Origin of the sequence: Cereibacter sediminicola (genome assembly GCF_007668225.1) — a bacterium.
Taxonomy (GTDB): domain Bacteria; phylum Pseudomonadota; class Alphaproteobacteria; order Rhodobacterales; family Rhodobacteraceae; genus Cereibacter_A; species Cereibacter_A azotoformans.
Genome location: NZ_VDEK01000002.1, coordinates 130,732 through 150,639, shown reverse-complemented (window position 1 = coordinate 150,639; position 19,908 = coordinate 130,732). Strand labels below are relative to the sequence as shown.

At 69.7% G+C, this 19,908-nt stretch carries 20 protein-coding genes and 1 tRNA gene; 10 read left to right on the top strand and 11 right to left on the bottom strand.

Going from position 1 to position 19,908, the window contains the following annotated elements; genetic code table 11:
• Positions 1-168: 168 nt before the first annotated feature.
• On the bottom strand, positions 169-699 hold the full coding sequence (locus FG154_RS02050; protein ID WP_145103890.1) for a PAS domain-containing protein: 531 nt from the start codon (positions 697-699) through the stop codon (positions 169-171).
• Between the two features lie 70 nt (positions 700-769).
• Between FG154_RS02050 and FG154_RS02045 the strand changes: the two genes are divergently transcribed.
• The 4 genes from FG154_RS02045 to FG154_RS02035 all read left to right on the top strand — a co-directional run bounded on the left by FG154_RS02045 (position 770) and on the right by FG154_RS02035 (position 5,059).
• Complete coding sequence (locus tag FG154_RS02045) at positions 770-4,267, top strand: chemotaxis protein CheB (protein WP_145103888.1); 3,498 nt, start codon at positions 770-772, stop codon at positions 4,265-4,267.
• Entirely contained in the window at positions 4,248-4,601 is a 354-nt protein-coding gene (locus FG154_RS02040; RefSeq protein WP_145103885.1) for a response regulator, read from the top strand. The genes FG154_RS02045 and FG154_RS02040 overlap by 20 nt, the downstream gene beginning before the upstream one ends.
• A 72-nt stretch (positions 4,602-4,673) precedes the next feature.
• Complete coding sequence (locus FG154_RS21690; RefSeq protein ID WP_281282026.1) at positions 4,674-4,805, top strand: hypothetical protein; 132 nt, start codon at positions 4,674-4,676, stop codon at positions 4,803-4,805.
• Entirely contained in the window at positions 4,805-5,059 is a 255-nt protein-coding gene (locus tag FG154_RS02035) for a hypothetical protein (RefSeq protein ID WP_145103883.1), read from the top strand. Before FG154_RS21690 ends, FG154_RS02035 begins: the two co-directional genes overlap by 1 nt.
• A gap of 33 nt (positions 5,060-5,092) precedes the next feature.
• Here the strand turns inward: FG154_RS02035 and FG154_RS02030 are convergent, their stop codons facing one another.
• The 3 genes from FG154_RS02030 to FG154_RS02020 all read right to left on the bottom strand — a co-directional run bounded on the left by FG154_RS02030 (position 5,093) and on the right by FG154_RS02020 (position 8,851).
• Positions 5,093-6,550 (bottom strand): UdgX family uracil-DNA binding protein, encoded by a 1,458-nt coding sequence (locus tag FG154_RS02030; RefSeq protein ID WP_145103881.1) that lies wholly within the window; start codon positions 6,548-6,550, stop codon positions 5,093-5,095.
• Complete coding sequence (locus FG154_RS02025; protein WP_145103879.1) at positions 6,550-7,770, bottom strand: putative DNA modification/repair radical SAM protein; 1,221 nt, start codon at positions 7,768-7,770, stop codon at positions 6,550-6,552. The genes FG154_RS02030 and FG154_RS02025 overlap by 1 nt, the downstream gene beginning before the upstream one ends.
• Before the next feature lie 67 nt (positions 7,771-7,837).
• Positions 7,838-8,851, bottom strand: coding sequence for a serine hydrolase domain-containing protein (locus tag FG154_RS02020; RefSeq protein WP_145103877.1), 1,014 nt, complete (start codon positions 8,849-8,851; stop codon positions 7,838-7,840).
• A 132-nt stretch (positions 8,852-8,983) separates the two neighbouring features.
• On the opposite strand from FG154_RS02020, the gene FG154_RS02015 reads away from it, so the two are divergent.
• Genes FG154_RS02015 through FG154_RS02005 form a run of 3 tightly spaced genes read left to right on the top strand, consistent with a single transcriptional unit; the run spans position 8,984 to position 12,085 of the window.
• Complete coding sequence (locus FG154_RS02015) at positions 8,984-9,451, top strand: MarR family transcriptional regulator (RefSeq protein WP_145103875.1); 468 nt, start codon at positions 8,984-8,986, stop codon at positions 9,449-9,451.
• Positions 9,448-10,554, top strand: coding sequence for an HlyD family secretion protein (locus FG154_RS02010; RefSeq protein ID WP_145103873.1), 1,107 nt, complete (start codon positions 9,448-9,450; stop codon positions 10,552-10,554). Before FG154_RS02015 ends, FG154_RS02010 begins: the two co-directional genes overlap by 4 nt.
• Before the next feature lie 7 nt (positions 10,555-10,561).
• The gene (locus tag FG154_RS02005; RefSeq protein WP_145103871.1) at positions 10,562-12,085 is read left to right on the top strand and encodes a DHA2 family efflux MFS transporter permease subunit; all 1,524 of its coding nucleotides are present in this window, start codon (positions 10,562-10,564) and stop codon (positions 12,083-12,085) included.
• Between the two features lie 192 nt (positions 12,086-12,277).
• On the opposite strand, the gene FG154_RS02000 is transcribed toward FG154_RS02005, so the two are convergent.
• Together FG154_RS02000 and FG154_RS01995 are read right to left on the bottom strand one after the other, a co-directional pair.
• Entirely contained in the window at positions 12,278-12,460 is a 183-nt protein-coding gene (locus tag FG154_RS02000; protein WP_145103869.1) for a hypothetical protein, read from the bottom strand.
• A 166-nt stretch (positions 12,461-12,626) separates the two neighbouring features.
• A tRNA-Tyr gene (locus FG154_RS01995) sits at positions 12,627-12,710 on the bottom strand.
• Positions 12,711-12,829: 119 nt separating this feature from the next.
• Here FG154_RS01995 and rlmB point away from each other — a divergent pair.
• Together rlmB and FG154_RS01985 are read left to right on the top strand one after the other, a co-directional pair.
• A complete protein-coding gene (rlmB, locus tag FG154_RS01990; RefSeq protein WP_145103867.1) occupies positions 12,830-13,615 on the top strand; it encodes a 23S rRNA (guanosine(2251)-2'-O)-methyltransferase RlmB in 786 nt (261 codons plus the stop codon).
• A gap of 174 nt (positions 13,616-13,789) precedes the next feature.
• Entirely contained in the window at positions 13,790-14,206 is a 417-nt protein-coding gene (locus FG154_RS01985; RefSeq protein ID WP_145103865.1) for a CoA-binding protein, read from the top strand.
• 121 nt (positions 14,207-14,327) lie between these two features.
• On the opposite strand, the gene FG154_RS01980 is transcribed toward FG154_RS01985, so the two are convergent.
• From FG154_RS01980 to hisB, 5 genes are all read right to left on the bottom strand, one after another.
• The gene (locus tag FG154_RS01980) at positions 14,328-14,639 is read right to left on the bottom strand and encodes a phosphoribosyl-ATP diphosphatase (RefSeq protein WP_145103863.1); all 312 of its coding nucleotides are present in this window, start codon (positions 14,637-14,639) and stop codon (positions 14,328-14,330) included.
• Positions 14,636-15,397 (bottom strand): imidazole glycerol phosphate synthase subunit HisF, encoded by a 762-nt coding sequence (gene hisF, locus FG154_RS01975; RefSeq protein ID WP_145103861.1) that lies wholly within the window; start codon positions 15,395-15,397, stop codon positions 14,636-14,638. Before hisF ends, FG154_RS01980 begins: the two co-directional genes overlap by 4 nt.
• Positions 15,398-15,538: 141 nt before the next feature.
• Entirely contained in the window at positions 15,539-16,258 is a 720-nt protein-coding gene (gene hisA, locus FG154_RS01970; RefSeq protein ID WP_145103859.1) for a 1-(5-phosphoribosyl)-5-[(5-phosphoribosylamino)methylideneamino]imidazole-4-carboxamide isomerase, read from the bottom strand.
• Between the two features lie 159 nt (positions 16,259-16,417).
• A complete protein-coding gene (gene hisH / locus FG154_RS01965; RefSeq protein WP_145103857.1) occupies positions 16,418-17,056 on the bottom strand; it encodes an imidazole glycerol phosphate synthase subunit HisH in 639 nt (212 codons plus the stop codon).
• Entirely contained in the window at positions 17,056-17,643 is a 588-nt protein-coding gene (hisB, locus tag FG154_RS01960) for an imidazoleglycerol-phosphate dehydratase HisB (protein ID WP_145103855.1), read from the bottom strand. The genes hisH and hisB overlap by 1 nt, the downstream gene beginning before the upstream one ends.
• Before the next feature lie 236 nt (positions 17,644-17,879).
• Here hisB and FG154_RS01955 point away from each other — a divergent pair, with 236 nt between their 5' ends.
• Positions 17,880-19,892, top strand: a complete 2,013-nt coding sequence (locus FG154_RS01955; protein ID WP_145103853.1) for an elongation factor G — start codon at positions 17,880-17,882, stop codon at positions 19,890-19,892.
• Positions 19,893-19,908 lie beyond the last annotated feature (16 nt).

Below are 19,908 nucleotides of genomic sequence, written 5' to 3'. Positions count from 1 at the left end.
GGAAAATCTGGATCTTCCGTAGTGGCGGGGTCCGGCTTGCGGGCGCTCGGCGGAACCGGCCGTGCGGCGCGACGTTCGTCAGGCTCACCGCAAGAGGCTAACGGCTTGGAGATCGTCCGCAAAAATCCCGACAGCACGCGCCTTGGCGCGAAACGCGCCCACCGCCGCTCAGCCTCGCCGCTCCCAGGCGCGCACCAGGGCCGCCGCCGCCTCGGCAAGCTGCCGGCGGCTGTCCATCTCGAGCCGGGCCGCCACCGCCCCGATCCGCGCCAGCTCACCGCTGAGTGCCCCGGCATGGCCGGCCGCGGCGGCCTCTTCGGAATTGCCCGACCGGCCAAGCTCGAACTGCGAGCCGAGGAAGTAGTCCGGCGTGTCCGGCCGCCCGCCCACGGGATGCAGGAAGAGCAGGTTGTCGAACGGCTCGTCATTGGCGCGGTAGTTGCGCAGCACCACCTGAAGCTCGCGCCCCAGCTTCAGCGCGTCGCGGATGTCGGCGCGGGCCTGCGTGTTCTCGTCTCCCCTCTGCAGGAAGCGGCAGTTGAAGCCGAGGATCTGCCCCTCGGTGTAGCCTGTCATGCGCAGGAAGGGCGGATTGGCCAGAACAAGCGGCTGCTCGGGCAGGGACATGTCCACGAGCGTCAGCGCAACACCCGAGCGATCGAAGACTGCGCGGATCTTCTCGAACTGTTTTTGATCCATACCCTCTCGCCTCTTGTGTTGCCGGAGCGTATGCGTCGGCTTGTCGCAGTTCCAGACGAAAGTTGACGACATGACGGAAAAGCCTTCCGAAGCCGAATCCGGGGCCGACCAGGAGCTGATCCTCCTCGGGGTCGGGGCTTCGGCTGGCGGGCTCGAGGCGTTCCAGAGCCTGCTGGGGGCGCTGCGTCCTACGGACCGCTTTGCCCTGATCCTTGTCCAGCATCTCGATCCCGAGCACGAGAGCCTGCTGCCCGAGCTGCTCTCCAAGCGCACGCGGCTGCCGGTGCGGTCGATCTCGGACGGGATGGAGGTCGAGGCCGGCAACATCTACCTGATCCCGCCGGCCTACGGTCTCGATATCCGGGGCCGGGTGCTGAAGCTGGAGGAGTTCGAATCCCCGCGCGGCCTTCGCCGTCCGATCGACGATTTCCTTCAGGCGCTGGCCCGCGAGCACGGGGCGAATGCGGCGGGGGTGATCCTGTCGGGCACCGGATCGGACGGGGCCAACGGCGTGCGGGCGATCAAGGAGGCGGGGGGCCTTGTCTTTGCGCAGGACCCCAGGGACGCGCGCTACGACGGGATGCCGCGCGCGGCGATCGGCACGGGTGCGGTCGATCTGGTGCTGCCGGCGGGCGAGATGATAAGCATCCTGCGCGACTTTCACGACCGCGCCTCGGGGATCGCCCCCACCATCGAGAGCGACGCCGAGTTCATCGAGAAGGTGGTCCGCAACGTCCGCTACCGGACCGGGCATGATTTCGCGGGCTACAAGAGCGGCACGCTTCTGCGGCGGATCACGCTGCGCATGTCGGTCCTGGGGCTGGAGGAACCGGGCGACTACCTGCGCGAGCTGGTCCAGAACCGCAGCGAGGCCGACCGCCTCTTCCGCGACCTGCTGATCAACGTCACGAGCTTCTTCCGCGATCCGGCGGCCTTCGAGTCGCTGGCGCGGATCGCCGTTCCGGCCATCCTCGAAAGCAAGAACCGCGGCGACGAGGTGCGGATCTGGGTGCCCGGCTGCTCGACGGGGCAGGAGGCCTACACCGTCGCGATGATCGTGGCGGATGCGATGGCGCGGCTCGACGTGCGGGCGCGGCTGTGCGTCTTCGGCACGGACATCGACGAGGAGGCGCTGGCCGTCGCGCGCCGGGCGCATTACCCCAACTCCATCGCCGCCGAGGTGCCGCCCGAGTTCCTCGAACGCTACTTCACGCCGACGCGGAACGGCTTCGAGGTGCGGGGCGAGTTGCGCGACGCGGTGCGCTTCTCCTCGCAGAGCCTGGTGAAGGACCCGCCGTTCTCGCGGCTCGACCTCGTCACCTGCCGCAACCTGCTGATCTACTTCAATCAGGAACTTCAGGAACTGGCGCAGCGCGTCTTTCACTATGCGCTGCGGCCGGGCGGCTTCCTGATGCTCGGCCCGTCGGAGACGGCGAGGGCCGAGGGCGAGCCCTTCCTCGACGTGGTGCCCGAACACCGCATCTACCGCCGCAACGAGAGCGCTGCACGCTCGCTCGATCTGCCGCGACGGTTCCGTGGCATCTCGACCGGGACCGAGCCCTCGCACGAGGCCTTGCCCGAGCAGGTGTTCGGCATTCCCTATTCGGCCGCCGAGGCGCTGCTGGCGCGCCATGTGCCCGCCTTCCTGCTGATCGGCCCGCAGGATGAGGTGACGCGCGTGGGCCCCGGCGCCGAGTCCTTCGTGCGGCTCAATCCGGGGAACACCTCGCTGGGCATCCGGTCGCTGATCCTGCCCGAGCTGGAGCAGCCGGTGAAACGGCTGCTGACGGCGGGGGCGATCGCGAGGGGCGGCTACCGGCAGACGCGGGTCGCGTTTGCCCACCCCTCGGGCGGGCGGGATGTGCTGATCGGGGTCGAGACGCTGCCCGACGGCGCGCGTCTCGTCACCTTCGGCGCCACGGCCGCCGTGCCCGAGCCCGAGAACCGGATCGTGCTCGACGAAGCCTATGTGAGCCAGCTCGAGGACGAGCTGGAAGAGGCGCGCCGGATGGTGCGCACGACGGTGGAGGAACTCGAGACCTCGAACGAGGAGTTGAAAAGCTCGAACGAGGAAATGATGTCGATGAACGAGGAGCTCCAGTCGGCGAACGAGGAGCTTTCGACCACCAACGAGGAGTTGCAGACCAAGCTGATGGAGCTGGCCGAGGCCAACGCGGACCTTGCCAACTTCATGTCCTCGACCCAGATCGCCACGGTCTTCCTGGACCGCGACCTCAGGCTGCGCAGCTTCACCCCCGAGGCGGCCAGCTGGTTCCGCTTCGTGGATCAGGACCGCGGACGCGAGATCACCGACATCCGTGCGCGCCTCGACATGGGCGTGGTGGCCGAGGTGAGCCGGCGCATCGCCGACGGCGGCGCGCCCGAAGAGGTGCGGATGGCCTCGTCGGACGGGGAGGCCGAGGTGATCGTGCGGTTCGCGCCCTACCGCAACGCGTCGGGCGACCGGGGCGGGGTGGTCTTCTCGGTGTTCGACGTGACCGCCGTCGCCCGCTACGCGCGGGCGGCCGAGCAGGCCTCGGCCGAGGCCCGCGCCAGCGCCGAGGAGATCGAGGAACTCTACCTCGGCAGTCCCGGCGCGATGGGCCTTGTGGACCGCGACTTCCGCTACCTGCGGGCGAACCCGAAGATGGCCGAGTTCAGCGGCCTGCCGGCGGACGCGATCGTCGGCCGGTCGATCTCGGAGGTGCATCCCGAGATCGCGGGGCGGATGGTGGCGTCCGTGCGCAAGGTGTTCGACACGGGCGAGCCGGTGCTGCGGCAGATGGTGCGCGGCACGACGCCCGCCGAACCGGGCGTTCCGCGGGTGTGGGAGGTGGACTGGTATCCCGTCCATCGATCCGACGGGGTCCGTGCCGTGGGGTTCAACGTGACCGACGTCACCCGCCTTCTCGAGTTGCAGGCGGACCTGCGCCGCATCATGCGCGAGTTGCAGCACCGGGTGAAGAACATGCTGTCGAACGTGATCGCGCTGGTGAACCGTGCGCGGCGCGAGCAGGGCGACCCGCAGGAGATCCTCGAGACGCTGGCGCAGCGCATCCGCGCCCTGGCCAACACGCACAACCTGCTGACGGCCGAGAACTGGGCCTCGACCGCGCTGCGCGACATCCTCGCGCTCGAGCTTCTGAACGTCTATGGCGAAGAGCGGGTGACGCTGCGGGGCCCCGACATGCGGCTGAACGCGCGCGCCACGCTGAGCCTCGGGATGGTGATCCACGAGCTGGCGACCAACGCCTCGAAATACGGGGCCTTCGCCCGGCCCGAGGGCAAGGTGTCCGTCCGCTGGTCGCGCGTGGACGAGGGCGAGGGCGAGGAGTTCCGGCTGGTGTGGCAGGAGAGCGGCGGTCCGGCGGTCAATGCGCCGTCGCGCGAGGGTTTTGGCACCCAGCTCATGCGCTCCATGGTAGAGGGCTCCTTCTACGGCAGCATCGAGAGCCATTGGGAACCGGCCGGACTGCGCCTCGTTGTCGCCCTGCCCTGGAATGCAGCAACCGAAGTGGACTACGACAGTGACCTGGACCCCCTCCGCCATGCGGATCCTCTACCTTGAAGACGAAGCCATCATCGCGATGGAAACGGTGGAGACCCTGCGGGAGATGGGATTCGAGCAGATCGACATGGCCTATTCGCTGCCCGCGGCCGAACGGTTCGTGGCCGACGCCCGTCCGGACATCGCTCTGCTCGACGTGAACCTGAGCCACGGTCGGACCTCGTTCGACCTGGGCAGCCGGCTTCTGGGCGAGGGGGTGCCGGTGGTCTTTGCCACGGGCTATGCCAGCTCCAGCCTGCCCGCGGATCCGCGCGCCACGGTGATCGAGAAGCCCGTCACTCCCAGCGCGCTGGAGCGGGCGCTCTGCCAGGCTGCCGGCGGCGCCGAGGGCTGAGGGGAACTGGCGGGGACGGCGGGACGTTGGGGCTCAAAGGCGGGCCGCCCGCCGCATCGGAGGATGAAGCCCATGTCCAGCGAGACCCTCGCCCTTACCCTTGCATTCGCCGCGGTTGCGAGCCTGATCCTCGCGGCGCTGGCCGTTGCCGGCCGGCCCGAGCGCGCCCCCGTGCCCGTGGCGGTCCGCAACCGGAGCCGCTGATGGACCGACTGAGCATCATCCTGACCCTGATGACCGGCGCGGTCATCACCGGCGGTCTCGTGATCCTGTTCTTCACCTTCGGCTGGTACGGCTGGCTGCCGATTGCCATCGGCGCGGTGGCCGGCATCGTGCTGTCCTGGCCGGCGGGCTACGTCATCTCGCGCCGGATCAAGCGCAAGGACCCGCAGTGGGACGAATCCCGCGTCGAGCGGGTCGAGAGCACGGTGCCGAAGCCCGACGCCCCCGAGGTCTGACCGAAGGGGCAAGGCGCAGGGGGCTGACCGGCCTCAGTCCAGCGTGTCAAGCAGGGCATGGGCCGTGGCCAGATCCGCACGGAAGCGGCGACGCTCCTCCGACCGGGCCTCGGGGTCGGGCAGGCGCAGGATGTAGGAGGGATGGACCGTCACGAAGACCGGCGTCCCGTCCTCGAGCCGTTCCACCGATCCGCGCCGCCGGAGAATCCCCGCGCCCGTCCCGGTCAGCGAGGCGAGCGCCGTGGCGCCCATCGCCACGATCAGCCGCGGCCGCACGAGGTCGCGCTCCAGATCGAGCCACCAGCGGCAGGCCGTGACCTCGCCCGCGTCGGGCTTCTGGTGGATGCGGCGCTTGCCCCGCGGCGTGAACTTGAAGTGCTTGACCGCGTTGGTGACGTAGAGCGTGGAGCGGTCGAGCCCTGCCGCGGCGGCCTCTTCGTCAAAGAGCTGCCCTGCCGGCCCCACGAACGGACGGCCGGCCAGATCCTCGCGGTCCCCCGGCTGCTCGCCCACCACCATCATCCGCGCCACCGTCGGCCCCTCGCCAAAGACGACCTGCGTGGCGTTGGCCCAGAGCCCGCAGCGCCGGCACGCCTCGGCCTCGGCCTTCGCCTGCGGAAGGGCCGCGGACTGTTCCGCGTCGGCCCCGCGGGCAGCGCCTTCGGCCGCGGCCTGCCTCTGTCGCGCCATGGCGGCGGTGCGGGCGGGCGGTTCGGTCGGTGCGGCCGCCTGCATCTCTGCGGCACGCCCGGCCGCGCCCCGGATCAGGTCGGGGATCAGGCCGGCCTCGGGCAGGTTCTTCCAGTAACGCTTCGGCATCTCGGACTGCATCGCCTTCACCATCAGCCGGGCGGGGTTGAAGATGTTGGCGTAGTAAGTGCGCCAGAGGTCTTCCGTTCCATCGGGCGGCGGCGGCGTGCGGTCCTCGGTCAGCGAATGTTCCAGCGTGCCATTCACGAAGCGCGACGTGACGTCGGGGGTGACGATGGCCCAGTCCATGTCTCCGAAGCGGCGGGTGAAGAAGGGGGCCGCGGCCTCCTCGATCGGGTGATCGGGCTCGAACCAGGCGGCGAAGGTGCGGCGGGGGCCGTCTTCGGGCAACTCGCGGAACCGGACGAAGGCGTGCATCTTGTGGATCTCGCGCCGGACGGTCTTTTCCTGCGCGAGCAGCCGGCGCAGGGCCGGGTCGCTGCGGTCTCCCCACCGGACCGTCCCGTCCGCCAGCCGCAGCAGAAGCGCGTAGCCGCGCGCAAACCGCTCGGGGTCCGAATGGCAGAGCGCGGTCTCGATCACCTCCACCGCCTCGCGCGGCAGGCGGATCTCGCGCGGCGACGACGAGGCGCGGGCGGGCTCGCTTGCAAAAAGGTCGGGCTCTGCGGCACCGATGCGCCAGACGACGGCCTCGGCCGGGACGCCCGCACGGGCCAGCCGCCGCGCCTCGGCCCGCCAGGCGGCCACTGTCCCCAGCCGCGGCAGGACCACCTCGGGCATCAGAACAGGCTCAGCTGTTCCGGCGGCGCGACGAAACGGGCGCGGAGGCTGGCATCGTCCAGCCCCTGCGGCCGCCATCCGGGCGCCACGATGAAGGGCCGCGCGTGCTTGAGCACCGCGCCCATGGCCGGAAGATGTTCGTAACGCACCGCCCCGTGCGCCCGGGCGGCGAGGATGCGGCCCACGGTCCTGGTGCCGAAGCCCGGCACCCGCAGCAGCATTTCGCGCGAGGCGCGGTTCACATCGACGGGAAAGGCGGCGCGATGCGCCAGCGCCCAGGCAAGCTTGGGATCGACCTCGAGATCGAGCATCCCTCCCTGCGCGATCTCGTCCACGCCAAAGCCGTAGAACCGCAGCAGCCAGTCCGCCTGATAGAGCCGGTGTTCGCGCAGAAGCGGCGGGCGCACCAGCGGCAGCGCCTTGGACGCATCCGGGATCGGGGAGAAGGCCGAGTAATAGACGCGGCTGAGCCCATAGTTCGCGTAAAGCGTCGAGGCATTTCCGAGGATGGCGGCATCGTCCGCCCCGTCCGCCCCCACGATCATCTGGGTGGATTGCCCGGCGGGCGCAAAGCGCGAGGGCCTGCGGCCGCGAAAGCTCGGCTCGCGCGAGGCTTCCCGCTTCAGCCGCACGTCGGCCATCGCCTTGCGGATGCCCAAAGCCGACTTTTCCGGCGCAAGGCGGCTGAGGCCGGCCTCGGTCGGCAGTTCGACATTGATCGAGAGCCGGTCGGCGTAAAGCCCCGCCTGCTCGATCAACTCGGGCGTGGCGTCGGGGATGGTCTTGAGGTGGATGTAGCCGCGGAAGTTCTCGCGCTCGCGCAGGGTGCGGGCGATGCGCACCATGTCGCCCATCGTCTCATCGGGCGAGCGGATGATGCCCGACGACAGGAACAGCCCCTCGATATAGTTGCGCCGGTAGAACTCGATCGTGAGCGTCACCACCTCCTCGACCGAAAAGCGCGCGCGCTCGACCCGCGAGGAGGCGCGGTTGACGCAATAGGCGCAGTCGAAGATGCAGAAGTTCGTCATCAGGATCTTGAGAAGGCTGATGCAGCGTCCGTCGGGCGCATAGGCGTGGCAGATGCCGGTGCCGCCCGCCGAGCCGAGGCCCTTGCCGTCCTTTGAATCGCGCCGCTCACCCCCGCTCGAGGCGCAGGAGGCGTCGTATTTGGCGGCGTCCGACAGGATCGCCAGCTTTCGGGCAAGGTCACGTTTCATATGTTCTTAATATGTTCCTGTGGGCGTGCGATCAAGCGTGCTGCTCCGTGGCTGACTGGAACGTGACTCAGGCGCTGCGCAGCTCCGGCACGGCCACCTCGCCGATCAGCCGCATGAGATCGCCGAAATATCCTCCGCTGCGGGCGGGCTGGGTGGCGTCCGAGGTGACGACCATCGTCGCCTCGAGATCCGGCAGCAGGCACACGAGCTGGCCTCCGTAGCCGCGGGCAAGCGCGATCCGCTCGTTGCCCGCGCGGCCGATGAACCAGCCATAGCCGTAGCCCAGGCCCGAGAAGGGCGACCGCGTCCTCTCCTGCAGCGAGCGCCGCACCCAGTCTTCCGATAGGACCTGCGCGCCGTCGTGCCGGCCGCCCCGCCGGACCATCTCGCCGAAGCGCAGAAGGGCGAGCGGCGAGAGCGCCATCTCGTTCCCGCCCAGATAGAACCCTTGCGGATCGCGCGTCCAGGCGGGGATGTCCACCCCGAGCGGGCGGCCCAGCCAGTCGCGCGTCATGGCGAGCAGGCTTTGGCCACTCGCCTCGGCCATGACGGCGCCCAGCACATGGAAGCTGCCGGTCGAATAGAGCATCCGCCCGCCGGGGTCCGCCACCATCGGCCGCGAGAGCGCGTAGGACACCCAGTTCCGGCTCGAGACCCAGGCGCCATAATTGCCGCCCGAGGTCCGCTCGAGCCCCGCCCGCATCGTCACCAGATCCTCGAGCGCAAGATCGCGGACGCGCGGATCGGCGCCGGACGGGATCAGCCGGGGCGCAACCTCTCCGATCGTGGCCCCGATCCCCGGCACCACCCCGCGGTCGAGCGCGGCGCCCAGCACCGCGGCCACGATGGTCTTCGAGACCGACTTCACATTCACCGCCCGGTCCGGGGCCGGGCCGCGCACGGCCTCGGCCAGCAGCGTCTCGCCGCCCTGCGCGATCACCAGCGCGCGCAGCTGGTCATGCCGGCTTGCGGCGGCCAGCGTGCGCGACAGCCGAGGCCGCCGCGGCGTCTGCGCGCGGATCGGGGTGGGCAGGGCAAGCGATGCCCCGGCGGCGAGGAACAGGCGGCGGGAGAGGGTCATGCGGACGGTCCTGAGGGCTCTTGCCCGACATGGGCCCCGCAAGGTCCGCATCAACCGGGCCCTCCCCTCACGATTTCGCGCGCGCAGCAGCGGCGGCTTGATTAGTAAGCAGGCTTATTATATCTGAGGCACATGAAAAAGGATACGGACAGATTGGGACTCCTGCTGCACGACGCGACCCGCGCCGTCCTCAAGCGATTTGAAAGCCGCACAAGCCACCTCGGCCTGTCGACGGCGCAATGGCGGCTTCTGGCGCAGCTTTCGCGCGAGCCTCGGGCGACGCAGGCCAGGCTTGCGGATCTGCTCGACATCGAGCCGATCAGCGTCTCGCGCCTGATCGACCGGATGGAGCAGGGCGGATGGGTGCGCCGTGAGCCCTACCCCTGCGACCGCCGCGCCCGTCTCGTGGCGCCGACGGACAAGACGCTGGCCGCCTATGCCGGCATCCAGACCATCGCCGACGAGGTCTATGACGAGGCTCTCGGAGGCATTCCGCCCGAGCGCCGCGGCGAACTGGTCGCGATGCTGCGGACCATCGTCACCAATCTCAGCGACGCGGAGGCGGAGGACCGCCATCCCTGCACCAAGGCCAGCCGATGAACGCCCAGACCTCTTCCGACACTCTTCGCGCAACCCCGGTGGTGGCCGAGCCGAAGCCCCGCCGGGCACGCCGCATCCTGCTGATGGCGGCCCTGCCGGCCGCGCTGCTTGGTGGCGCCGGCGCCTGGTGGATCACCGGCGGCCGCTACGAGACGACCGACAACGCCTATCTGCATCAGGCGGTGGTGGCGATCGCGTCCGAAGTCTCGGGCCGGGTGACGGAGGTTTCGGTCGCCGACAACCGGCCCGTGCAGAAGGGCGACATCCTGTTCGTGATCGACCCCGAGCCGCGCCGCCTCGCGCTGGCCAGGGCCGAGGCCGCCGTCGCCGCGGCCCGGCTGCAGGTCGAGCAGCTGAAGGTGGCCCATGCGCAGGCCGTGGCGCAGGAAAATCTCGCGGCCGACGATGCGGCCTATCTTGCCAACGAACTTGCGCGCCAGCAGGCGCTGTCGACAAAGGGCGTGGCCTCGACAACCGCGCTCGACGATGCCCGCCACGAGGCACAGCGCGCGGCCGAACTGCGCGTCGTGGCCCGGCAGGCCACGGCGAGTGCGCTGGCGGCCCTGGGTGGCGCGGCCGACGCCCCGGTGGACGATCACCCGGCGGTCCGCTCTGCGCTGGCGGCCCGCGACGAGGCCGCCTACCAGCTCTCGCTGACCGAAGTGCGCGCGCCCGCCGATGGGGTGATCTACCGCGCGGCCTCGTTCAAGCCGGGGCAGATGGTGACGGCGGGCCAGTCGCTCTTCTCGCTGGTCGAGACGCAGGATGTCTGGATCGACGCCAACTTCAAGGAGACGCAGCTGGCGGGCATCGCGCCGGGCCAGAAGGCCGAGGTGACCTTCGACCTGCACCCCGACCGGCCCTACGAGGCGACGGTCGAAGCCGTGGGCGCGGGCACCGGGTCGGAATTCTCGCTGCTGCCGGCGCAGAACGCGACCGGAAACTGGGTGAAGGTGACCCAGCGGGTTCCCGTGCGCCTGCGGTTCGAGGAGGGAGCCGACCTTGCGGGCCTCGCCTCGGGCCTTTCGGCCGAAGTGTCGGTCGATACCGGCCGCGTGCGCCACATTCCGGGGCTCGCGAGCTTCGCCGCCACCGCCGACTGAGGCTGCCATGACCGATTCCCTGAAACAGCCCGTGGAACACCGCGGGCTGATCACCCTCGTGATCATGCTCGCCACGATCATGCAGGTGCTCGACACGACGATCGCGAACGTGGCGCTGCCCTCGATGACGGGGGACCTCGACGCCTCGGCCGATACGATCAACTGGGTGCTCACCTCCTACATCGTGGCCGCGGCGATCATGACGCCCGTCACGGGCTGGCTGGCCGACCGGATCGGCAAGCGCGAGCTGTTCCTCGTCTCGATCGTGGGCTTCACGCTGGCCTCGATGGCCTGCGGCCTGGCCTGGAGCCTGCCCTCGATGGTGGGCTTCCGCCTGCTGCAGGGCGTCTTCGGCGCGGCCATCGTGCCCTTGTCGCAGACGTTCCTTCTCGACATCAACCCGCGCGAGAAGGCGGGACAGGCGATGGCGCTCTGGGGGGCGGGGATCATGGTGGGGCCCATCATCGGCCCCACGCTCGGCGGCTGGCTGACCGAGAGCTGGGACTGGCGCTGGGTCTTCTTCATCAACCTGCCCGTGGGGATCGTGGCCTTCCTCGGCTGCGCCGCCTGGCTGCCGAGGGCCGAGCGGGTCGTGCGCCGCTTCGACTTCTTCGGCTTTGCCATGCTTGCCATTGCGCTTGGCGCGCTGCAGCTGATGCTCGACCGCGGGGCCGAGGTGGAATGGTTCGCCGCCCTCGAGATCTGGATCTACCTGTTCCTGATGATCACCGGCTTCTGGATCTTCGTGATCCACATCCTTGGCGCCGAGAAACCCTTCCTCGAGCCCGCGATGTTCGCCGACCGCAACTTCGCCACCGGCCTCGTCTTCATCTTCGTGGTGGGGATCATCCTGCTGGCAAGCCTCGCACTCCTGCCGCCGATGCTGTCGCACATCTTCGGTTATCCGGTGATCACCACGGGGCTCGTGATGGCCCCGCGCGGAGTAGGCACGATGATCTCTATGCTGATCGCGGGGCGCGTGCTGCGCCATGTCGATGCGCGGCTGATGGTGACGGCGGGCCTCGCGCTCACGGCGCTGTCGCTGCACATGATGACGGGCTTCAGCCCGCAGATGGACAGCACGCCCATCATCCTGTCGGGCGTCGTGCAGGGGCTGGGGTTGGGCCTCGTCTTCGTGCCGCTCTCGACCGTGGCCTTCGCCACCATCGCGCCGCGCTTCCGGGCGGATGCCACAAGCCTCTTCAGCCTCGTGCGCAACATCGGCTCGTCGGTGGGCATCTCGATGGTGACGGTGATGCTGACCCACAACAGCCAGATCAACCACGCCGAGCTGGGCGCGCATGTCTCGCCCTACAACCCGCAGCTCTGGCAGATCTCACCCGAGGCGGCGCAGGGGGCGCTGCAGCCGCTGGCGGTGATGGACCAGCTCGTGACGCAGCAGGCGACGATGATCGGCTATGTCGACGACTTCCGCCTGATGATGCTGATCACGCTCGCCGCCCTTCCGCTCGCGCTTCTGTTGCGAAAGCCGCAGGCGGGCGGGGCGCCGGTGACGGTGCATGCGGATTGACTGGACGCGGAAGATAAGGGGCCGCGGGCGCAATGGGGAGGTCGCCCGCGGCCAAAGCCCTCGGTGCGGAAGGGACACGCGAAAGGGCCGTCGCAATCCGACATAAGCATCCGCGGGCCGGCCGCAAGGGCCGCGCCTTGCGGCGCTTTGACCCGGACGTGAGGTTAACGGCCAACTGCACCCGCCCGTGCCTCAGAAGGCGCGAAGCGCGCCCGAAAGCAGGCCTGTCACGGCGCCCGCCGCTAGAGAGATCAGGAAGGCGTGCGCGCCGATCGCCAACCGCGAGCGGTAGTCGGAGGGCGGCTCGGCCGGGCTGTGGAGCCTGTGCTGCGGATGCGCGTGCACGGGCCCCTTGCAGTCGGGTGCGTCTGGCAACAGGTGTCTCCACCGATTTCACTGGCACCATGTTTTGCCCGTCCGCGGGGTCATTCAACGCGGCGAAATGGCCCTCTGCCCGCGGATCATGCGGCAAAAGGCCCGGTCCCGGCCGTGCTCGGTCCATCCGCCCGAAAGCGACCGGAAGCGTTCAATATCAGGAAGATGGTGGGCGACCCTGGAATCGAACCAGGCATGAGTCGCCTCGGCGGAGTTACAGTCCGCTGCCGCACCTTGCAGCACGTCGCCCACTGGCCGCGTGATTATCCGAGGGTCAGCAGAGGGTCAAGAGCCCATCGACGCATTTCTTTCGGCTTGCGCCGCGTGGTCGCAAGGACCATTCTGCCCCCCGTTTTTCAGGAGTTCCCGATGCCGAAACCCGTCAAGCCCACCTGGGTGATCGAGAAGGAGCGCGCGCGGCGCACGACCGCGCAGGAAACCGTGTGGCTCTTCGGGATCCATGCGGTGCGCGACGCCCTCATCAATCCCAACCGGCAGAAGCTGCGTCTGGTGCTGACGAAGAACGCGGCCGACCGGCTGGGCGAGGCCGTTGCGGCCGGCGGGATCGAGCCCGAGATCATGGACCCCCGCAAGTTCTCGGCGCCGATCGACGAGGGCTCGGTCCACCAAGGCGCGGCGCTTGAAGTCAGGCCGCTCGACTGGGGCAGCCTCGAGGATTTCGCCGCCGCGGGCGAGGGCGAGCCGCTCGTCGTGCTGCTCGACCGCGTGACCGACCCGCACAACGTCGGCGCCGTGCTGCGCTCGGCCGAGGTCTTCGGCGCCCGGGCGGTCGTTGCGCCGCACCGCCATTCCGCCCCGGAAACCGGCGCGCTGGCCAAGACGGCCAGCGGCGCGCTCGAACGGCAGCCCTACCTCAGGGTCGGCAACCTGGCCGAGGCGATGGAGAGGCTGAAGGCGATGGGTTACATGCTGCTCGGCCTCGATTCCGAGGCGCCCGTGACACTGGCCGAGGGGCTTGCGACCGCCGGCAAGAGGCCGGTGGGGCTCGTGCTGGGGGCCGAGGGGCCGGGCCTGCGCGACAAGACCCGCGACACCTGCGACATCCTGGTGCGCATCCCCGCCGCCGGAGGCTTCGGCTCGCTCAACGTCTCGAACGCGGCCGCGGTGGCCCTCTATGCGGCCGCAAGCCGATAAATCATCACGGATGCGCGACCGCCACTTTTCTTTGGGCTTGTGGCCCCCATGTTACAGGAGGAACGGGGCCGGAACCCCCGTTCTACCTTCACTGTCCCTCGTTCCGCACTGGCGCCCGGCCGAATGGCCAGGGCGCTTTTTTTTGCCAGAGCGCTTTACCGACGGAGGGTTCTCATGACCAATGACGCGCTGCGCCAGATCCTGACCTCGACCCGGACCATCGCCCTCGTGGGCTGGTCGCCGAACCCCGAGCGGCCGAGCCATCGGGTGGCGGCCTTCCTCAGGAAGCAGGGCTATCGGGTCATCCCCGTCAATCCGGGCCACGCCGGGCGCGAGGCGCTGGGAGAGACAGTCCGGGCCGGGCTGGCCGACCTCGCCGGGGACCAGGTGGACATGGTGGATATCTTCCGCCGCTCGGAGCATGTGCCCGAGGTGGTCGCGGCCGCCCTTGCAAGCCTACCCGACCTGCGCACGGTCTGGATGCAGCTTGGCGTCTCGAACGCCGACGCCGCAACCCAGGCCCGCGCGCGTGGCGTGGCCGTGGTGGAGAACCGCTGCCCCGCCATCGAGATCCCGCGCCTCGGCCTCTGAGCCCGCGGCCCGTGCCCCCGAGACGTCGCGCGCGGCTTTCATTCTCGCCCAAATATCCCCGCCGGAGGCTCCGACCGATCCCCGGGGCGCTCCGGCCAGCAAGTCGCAGGCGGCCCGTTCGTCAGCCCCGCCCGGCCTTCTCGGCGATGCCCGAGGTGCCCTCGCGCCTCTCCAGCTCGGCCATCACCTCGGCCAGCGTCACGTCGCGGGCGGCGAGCATCACGAGAAGGTGGTAGAGCACATCCGCCGCCTCGGAGGCGAGCCTGGCGCGATCGCCGCGCACCGCCTCGATGATCGCCTCGACCGCCTCTTCGCCGAATTTCTCGGCGCATTTCTCGGGCCCCCGGGCCAGGAGCTTGGCGGTCCAGGAACCGTCGGGATCGGTGCCCTTGCGGGCCTCGACGGTGGCGGCGAGCCGCTCGAGCACGCTCATGCGAGCCTCACGGGAATGCCGGCCGCGGCCATGTGCGCCTTGGCCTCGCCGATGGTGAATTCGCCGAAGTGGAAGATCGAGGCGGCAAGGACCGCCGAGGCGCCGCCTTCGGTGACGCCCTCGACCAGATGGTCGAGCGTGCCGACGCCGCCGCTCGCGATCACCGGGATCCGCACCGCGTCCGAGATGGCGCGGGTGAGCGGCAGGTTGAAGCCCGAGCGGGTGCCGTCGCGGTCCATCGAGGTCAGCAGGATCTCGCCCGCGCCCTTCGCCGCCACTTCCTGTGCGAACTCGACCGCGTCGATGCCGGTGGCGCGCCGGCCGCCGTGGGTGAAGATCTCCCACCGGCCCGGCGCCACGGTCTTGGCGTCGATCGCCACCACGATGCACTGGCTGCCGAAGCGATCGGCGGCCTCGGCCACCACGTTCGGATCGGCGACGGCGGCCGAGTTGAAGCTGGCCTTGTCGGCCCCCGCCAGCAGCAGCGCGCGCACGTCCTGCTGGGTGCGCACCCCGCCGCCCACCGTCAGCGGCATGAAGCACTGCTCGGCGGTGCGGGTGACGAGATCGTACATCGTGCCCCGGTTTTCGTGGGTGGCGTGGATGTCGAGGAAGCAAAGCTCGTCGGCGCCGGCGGCATCATAGGCGCGCGCGGCCTCGACCGGGTCGCCGGCGTCGCGCAGATCGACGAAGTTCACGCCCTTGACCACGCGGCCGTCGGCCACGTCGAGGCAGGGGATGATGCGGGTCTTGAGCATGGCGGATCTCCTGAAGCCCTGGTCGGCCGCGTCCACGGGCTTCCTAGCGCCTGGGGAGGGCCGGGGGAAGGGGGCTCTGCCCCCTCGCCGCCTTGCGGCTCAACCCCGGGATATTTGGACGAGACTGAAAGGCGCGAGGGATCAGGCGCGGAGCGTCCGCAGCGCCTCGGCGAGGTCGAGGGCGCCGTCGTAGAGGGCGCGGCCCGAGATCGCGCCCGCGATGCTGCCGGTGTCGCGCAGCGCCACGAGATCGGCGAGCGAGGAGACGCCGCCCGAGGCGATGACCGGGATCGAGACCGCACGGGCCAGCGCGTCGGTCGCCTCGATGTTGGGTCCGGCCATGGCGCCGTCGCGGTCGATGTCGGTGTAGATGATGGCCGCCACGCCCGCATCCTCGAAGGAGCGTGCGAGGTCGGTGGCCATCACGTCGGTCTCGGTGGCCCAGCCCTTGGTGGCGACGCGGCCCTTGCGGGCGTCGATGCCGACGGCGACGCGGCCGGGGAAGGCGCGGGCGGCCTCGCGCACGAGGGCCGGGTTCTCGACCGCGACGGTGCCGAGGATGACCCGCGTGAGGCCCTTCTCGAGCCAGAGGGCGATGGTCTTCATGTCACGGATGCCGCCGCCGAGCTGGGCGGGCACCGTCAGTCGGGCGAGGATCGCCTCGACGGCGGCGCCATTCACCGGATGGCCCGCGAAGGCGCCGTTCAGATCGACGAGATGCAGCCATTCGCAGCCCGCGGCCTCGAAGGCCGCCGCCTGCGCGGCCGGATCGTCGCCGAAGACCGTCGCCGCCTCCATCTCGCCGCGCAAGAGGCGCACGCACTGGCCGTCCTTGAGGTCGATGGCGGGATAGAGGATCATGGCGCTCTCCGGTCTGTCTCTGTGAGGCGGCTTCTGGCATGGCGGACCCGCGATGCCAAGGACCCCGCGTCAGGCCGCCCGCGCGGGGTCGCGGCCGCGAACCCCCGGCCGCATGGCTGCCGCGTTGCGGGTGACGTGAGCGCGGGGCCCGTCGCGCGCTCAGGGTTTCCAACTCAGGAAGTTGGCGATGAGCCGCAGGCCGGTCTTCTGGCTCTTTTCGGGGTGGAACTGTGTGCCCACCATCGTCTCGCGGCCCACGATGGCAGTGATGGCCTCGCCGTAATCCGCATGTGCCAGCCGGTCGTGGTCGTGCGCCACGCGGAAATGGTAGGAGTGGACGAAATAGGCGTGATCGCCCGTCTCGATCCCGGCCAGCACCGGGTGGGTATGGTCCACCGTCAGGTCGTTCCAGCCCATGTGCGGCACCTTGAGATGCGGATCGGAGGGCGCGATCCGCACCACCTCGCCCTCGATCCAGCCGAAGCCGGGCGTTTCCTCATATTCGAGGCCGCGGCTGGCCATCATCTGCATGCCGATGCAGATGCCGAGGAAGGGGCGGGCCTTGTGCGTCACCGCCTCCTCGATCGCATCGGACAGGCCGCCATAGCTGCCCAATGCGCGGCGGCAGGCCGGAAAGGCGCCGTCGCCCGGCAGCACGATCCGGTCGGCCCGGGCCACATCCTCGGGCCGGTCCGAGACGATGACCTGCCCGGCCCCCACCTCGGCGGCCATGCGCTGGAAGGCCTTTTCCGCCGAGTGCAGGTTGCCGCTGTCGTAATCGACCAGAACCGTCAGCATCACAGCATCCCCTTGGTCGAGGGAATGGCGGAGGCCGCGCGCGGATCGGGCTCGACCGCCTCGCGCAAGCTGCGCGCCACCGCCTTGAAGGCGGCCTCGGCGATGTGGTGGCTGTTCAGCCCGTGGATCATGTCCACGTGCAGCGTGATGCCGCCGTGGGTGGACAGCGCCTGAAAGAACTCGCGCACCAGCTCGGTGTCGAAGCTGCCGATCTTGGCGGTGGGGAAGGGCAGGTTGCAGACCAGATAGGGTCGGCCCGACAGGTCCAGCGCGCAGCGCACGAGCGCGTCGTCCATCGCGAGATGGAAGCTGCCGTAGCGCCGGATCCCCCGCTTGTCGCCGAGCGCCTGCGTCAGCGCCTGCCCGAGCGCGATGCCGCAATCCTCGACCGTGTGGTGGTCGTCGATGTGCAGATCGCCCTCGCAGCGCAGCGTGATGTCGATCAGCGAGTGCCGGGCAAGCTGGTCCATCATGTGGTCGAAGAAGCCCACGCCCGTGCGGATGTCGTAGCGCCCGGTTCCGTCGAGATCGACCTTCACCGAAATGGCGGTCTCGGCGGTCTTGCGGGTGATTTCGGCCTGTCGCATGGGCGGCTCCTCTTCGGTCGGCCACCTTATAGGAAACTGCCGTGGCCGAGGAAAGGCCATGGCTTCGGGGGAATTCCATTGATTCAGGTCAAGGCAGCAGGGGCGGCGCGGGTGGAGCAATTGGCACAGGCAGGCCACGAAACACTGGCCAGACTTCCGGCAAAGACGCACACTGAGCCGGGGAGAGGCGCGCTTGCGGCTCTCCGCCTCCGGATTGTGCGATGGGAGAACGATCCATGAGCCATCAACCATCAGGCCCGCGCTGCGCCGCACTGGTCGGCAGCTACACCTGCGGCAAGACGACCCTCTTCGAGGATCTGCTCTTTGCCGCGGGCGCCATCGACCGGCGCGGCGCTGTCAAGGACGGAAACACGGTGGGCGACGCCGCCCCCGAGGCGCGGGCGCGCCAGATGAGCACCGAACTGTCGGTGGCCAATTTCGACTATCTCGGCGAGCCCTGGGCGCTGATCGACTGCCCCGGCTCGGTCGAGCTGACCCATGACGCGCAATGCGCCATGATGGTGGCCGACATCGTGGTGGTGGTGGCCGAGCCCATGCCCGAGCGCGCCGTGACGCTGTCGCCGATCCTGCGCTTTCTCGACGATCGCAACATCCCCCACCTTGTCTATGTGAACAAGATGGACCTGCCCGAGGCCACGGTGCGCGGTACGTTCGAGGCCCTGCAGGCGGTGTCGGCCCGCCCCCTCGTCCTGCGCGAGATCCCGATCCGCGACGTGGCGGGCAAGGTGGCGGGGATGGTGGATCTCGTCTCCGAGCGCGCGTGGCGGTGGAACCCGCACAAGCCCTCGGATCTGGTGGCGCTGCCCGATGCGATGGCGGATGCCAGCGGCGAGGCGCGGACGGGGATGCTCGAGGCGCTGGCCGATTTCGACGACGGGCTGATGGCCGAACTGCTCGAGGATGTGGTGCCCTCGACCGACGAGATCTATGCCAACCTCACGCGCGATCTGCAGAAGGACCTGATCGTGCCCGTCTTCTTCGGCTCGGCCGAGAACGAGAACGGCATCCGGCGGCTGCTCAAGGCGCTGCGGCACGAGGCGCCGGGCGTGGAGGCCACGGCCGAGCGGCTGGGCATCGCCCCCGCGGGCACGATGGCGCAGGTCTTCAAGACGATCCATGCGGGCCAGTCGGGCAAACTGTCCTTGGTGCGGATCTGGTCCGGCGAGGTGAGGGACGGGATCACGCTCGGGCAGGACCGGGTGGGTTCGGTCATGGCGCTGACGGGACGGCGCACCTCGGCGCGCGGCGCGGCCGGGCCGGGTGAGGTGGTGGCTCTGGGGCGGATGGCCACGGCCGCGACGGGCGACCTGCTGACGGAAACGGGCGTGGCCGAGGCGGACTGGCCGGCGCCGCCCGCGCCGCTTCATGCGCTTGCGATCCGGGCCGAGAAGCAGGCCGACGAGGTGAAGCTTGCGGCGGCGCTCGCCCGGCTGGCCGAGGAGGATCCCTCGCTGTCGGCGGCCCATCAGGCCGAGACGGGCGAGCTGGTGCTGAGCGGGCAGGGCGAGATGCAGCTTCAGATCGCCCTGTCGCGGATGAAGAACGAATATGGCCTGAGCGTCACCGCGTCGCGGCCCGCGGTGCCCTACCGCGAGACGATCACCAGGGCCACCTCGATCCACGCCCGGCACAAGAAGCAGTCGGGCGGGCATGGGGAGTTTGCCGACATACATCTCGAGATCCGGCCGCAGCCGCGCGGCGAGGGCTTTGCCTTCGACGACCGGATTACCGGCGGCGTCGTGCCGAAGAACTACATCCCGGCGGTGGAAAAGGGGGTGCAGTCCTATCTCGGCAAGGGCCCTCTCGGGCATCAGGTGGTCGATGTGGCCGTGACCCTGACCGACGGCAGCTACCATACGGTCGACAGTTCGGACATGGCCTTCCAGAAGGCCGCGCTGAAGGGGATGACCGAGGCGATGCCCTCGTGCGGGCCGGTGCTTCTGGAGCCGATCCTCGCCGTGGCGATCTCGGTCCCGTCGGAGTTCACGCCCCGCGTGCAGCGGATCGTGACCGGGCGGCGGGGGCAGCTGCTGGGATTTGACGCCAAGTCCGGTTGGCCGGGCTGGGACGAGGTGCAGGCGCTGATCCCGCAGGGCGAGATGGACGGGCTGATCGTCGAGATCCGCTCGCAGAGCCTGGGCGTCGGCACCTATGCCTGCCGGTTCGACCATCTGCAGGAGCTGCACGGCCGCGAGGCGGAACGGGCGCTGGCTGCGCAGGGCGCCTGAGGACGGGGGGCTTTGC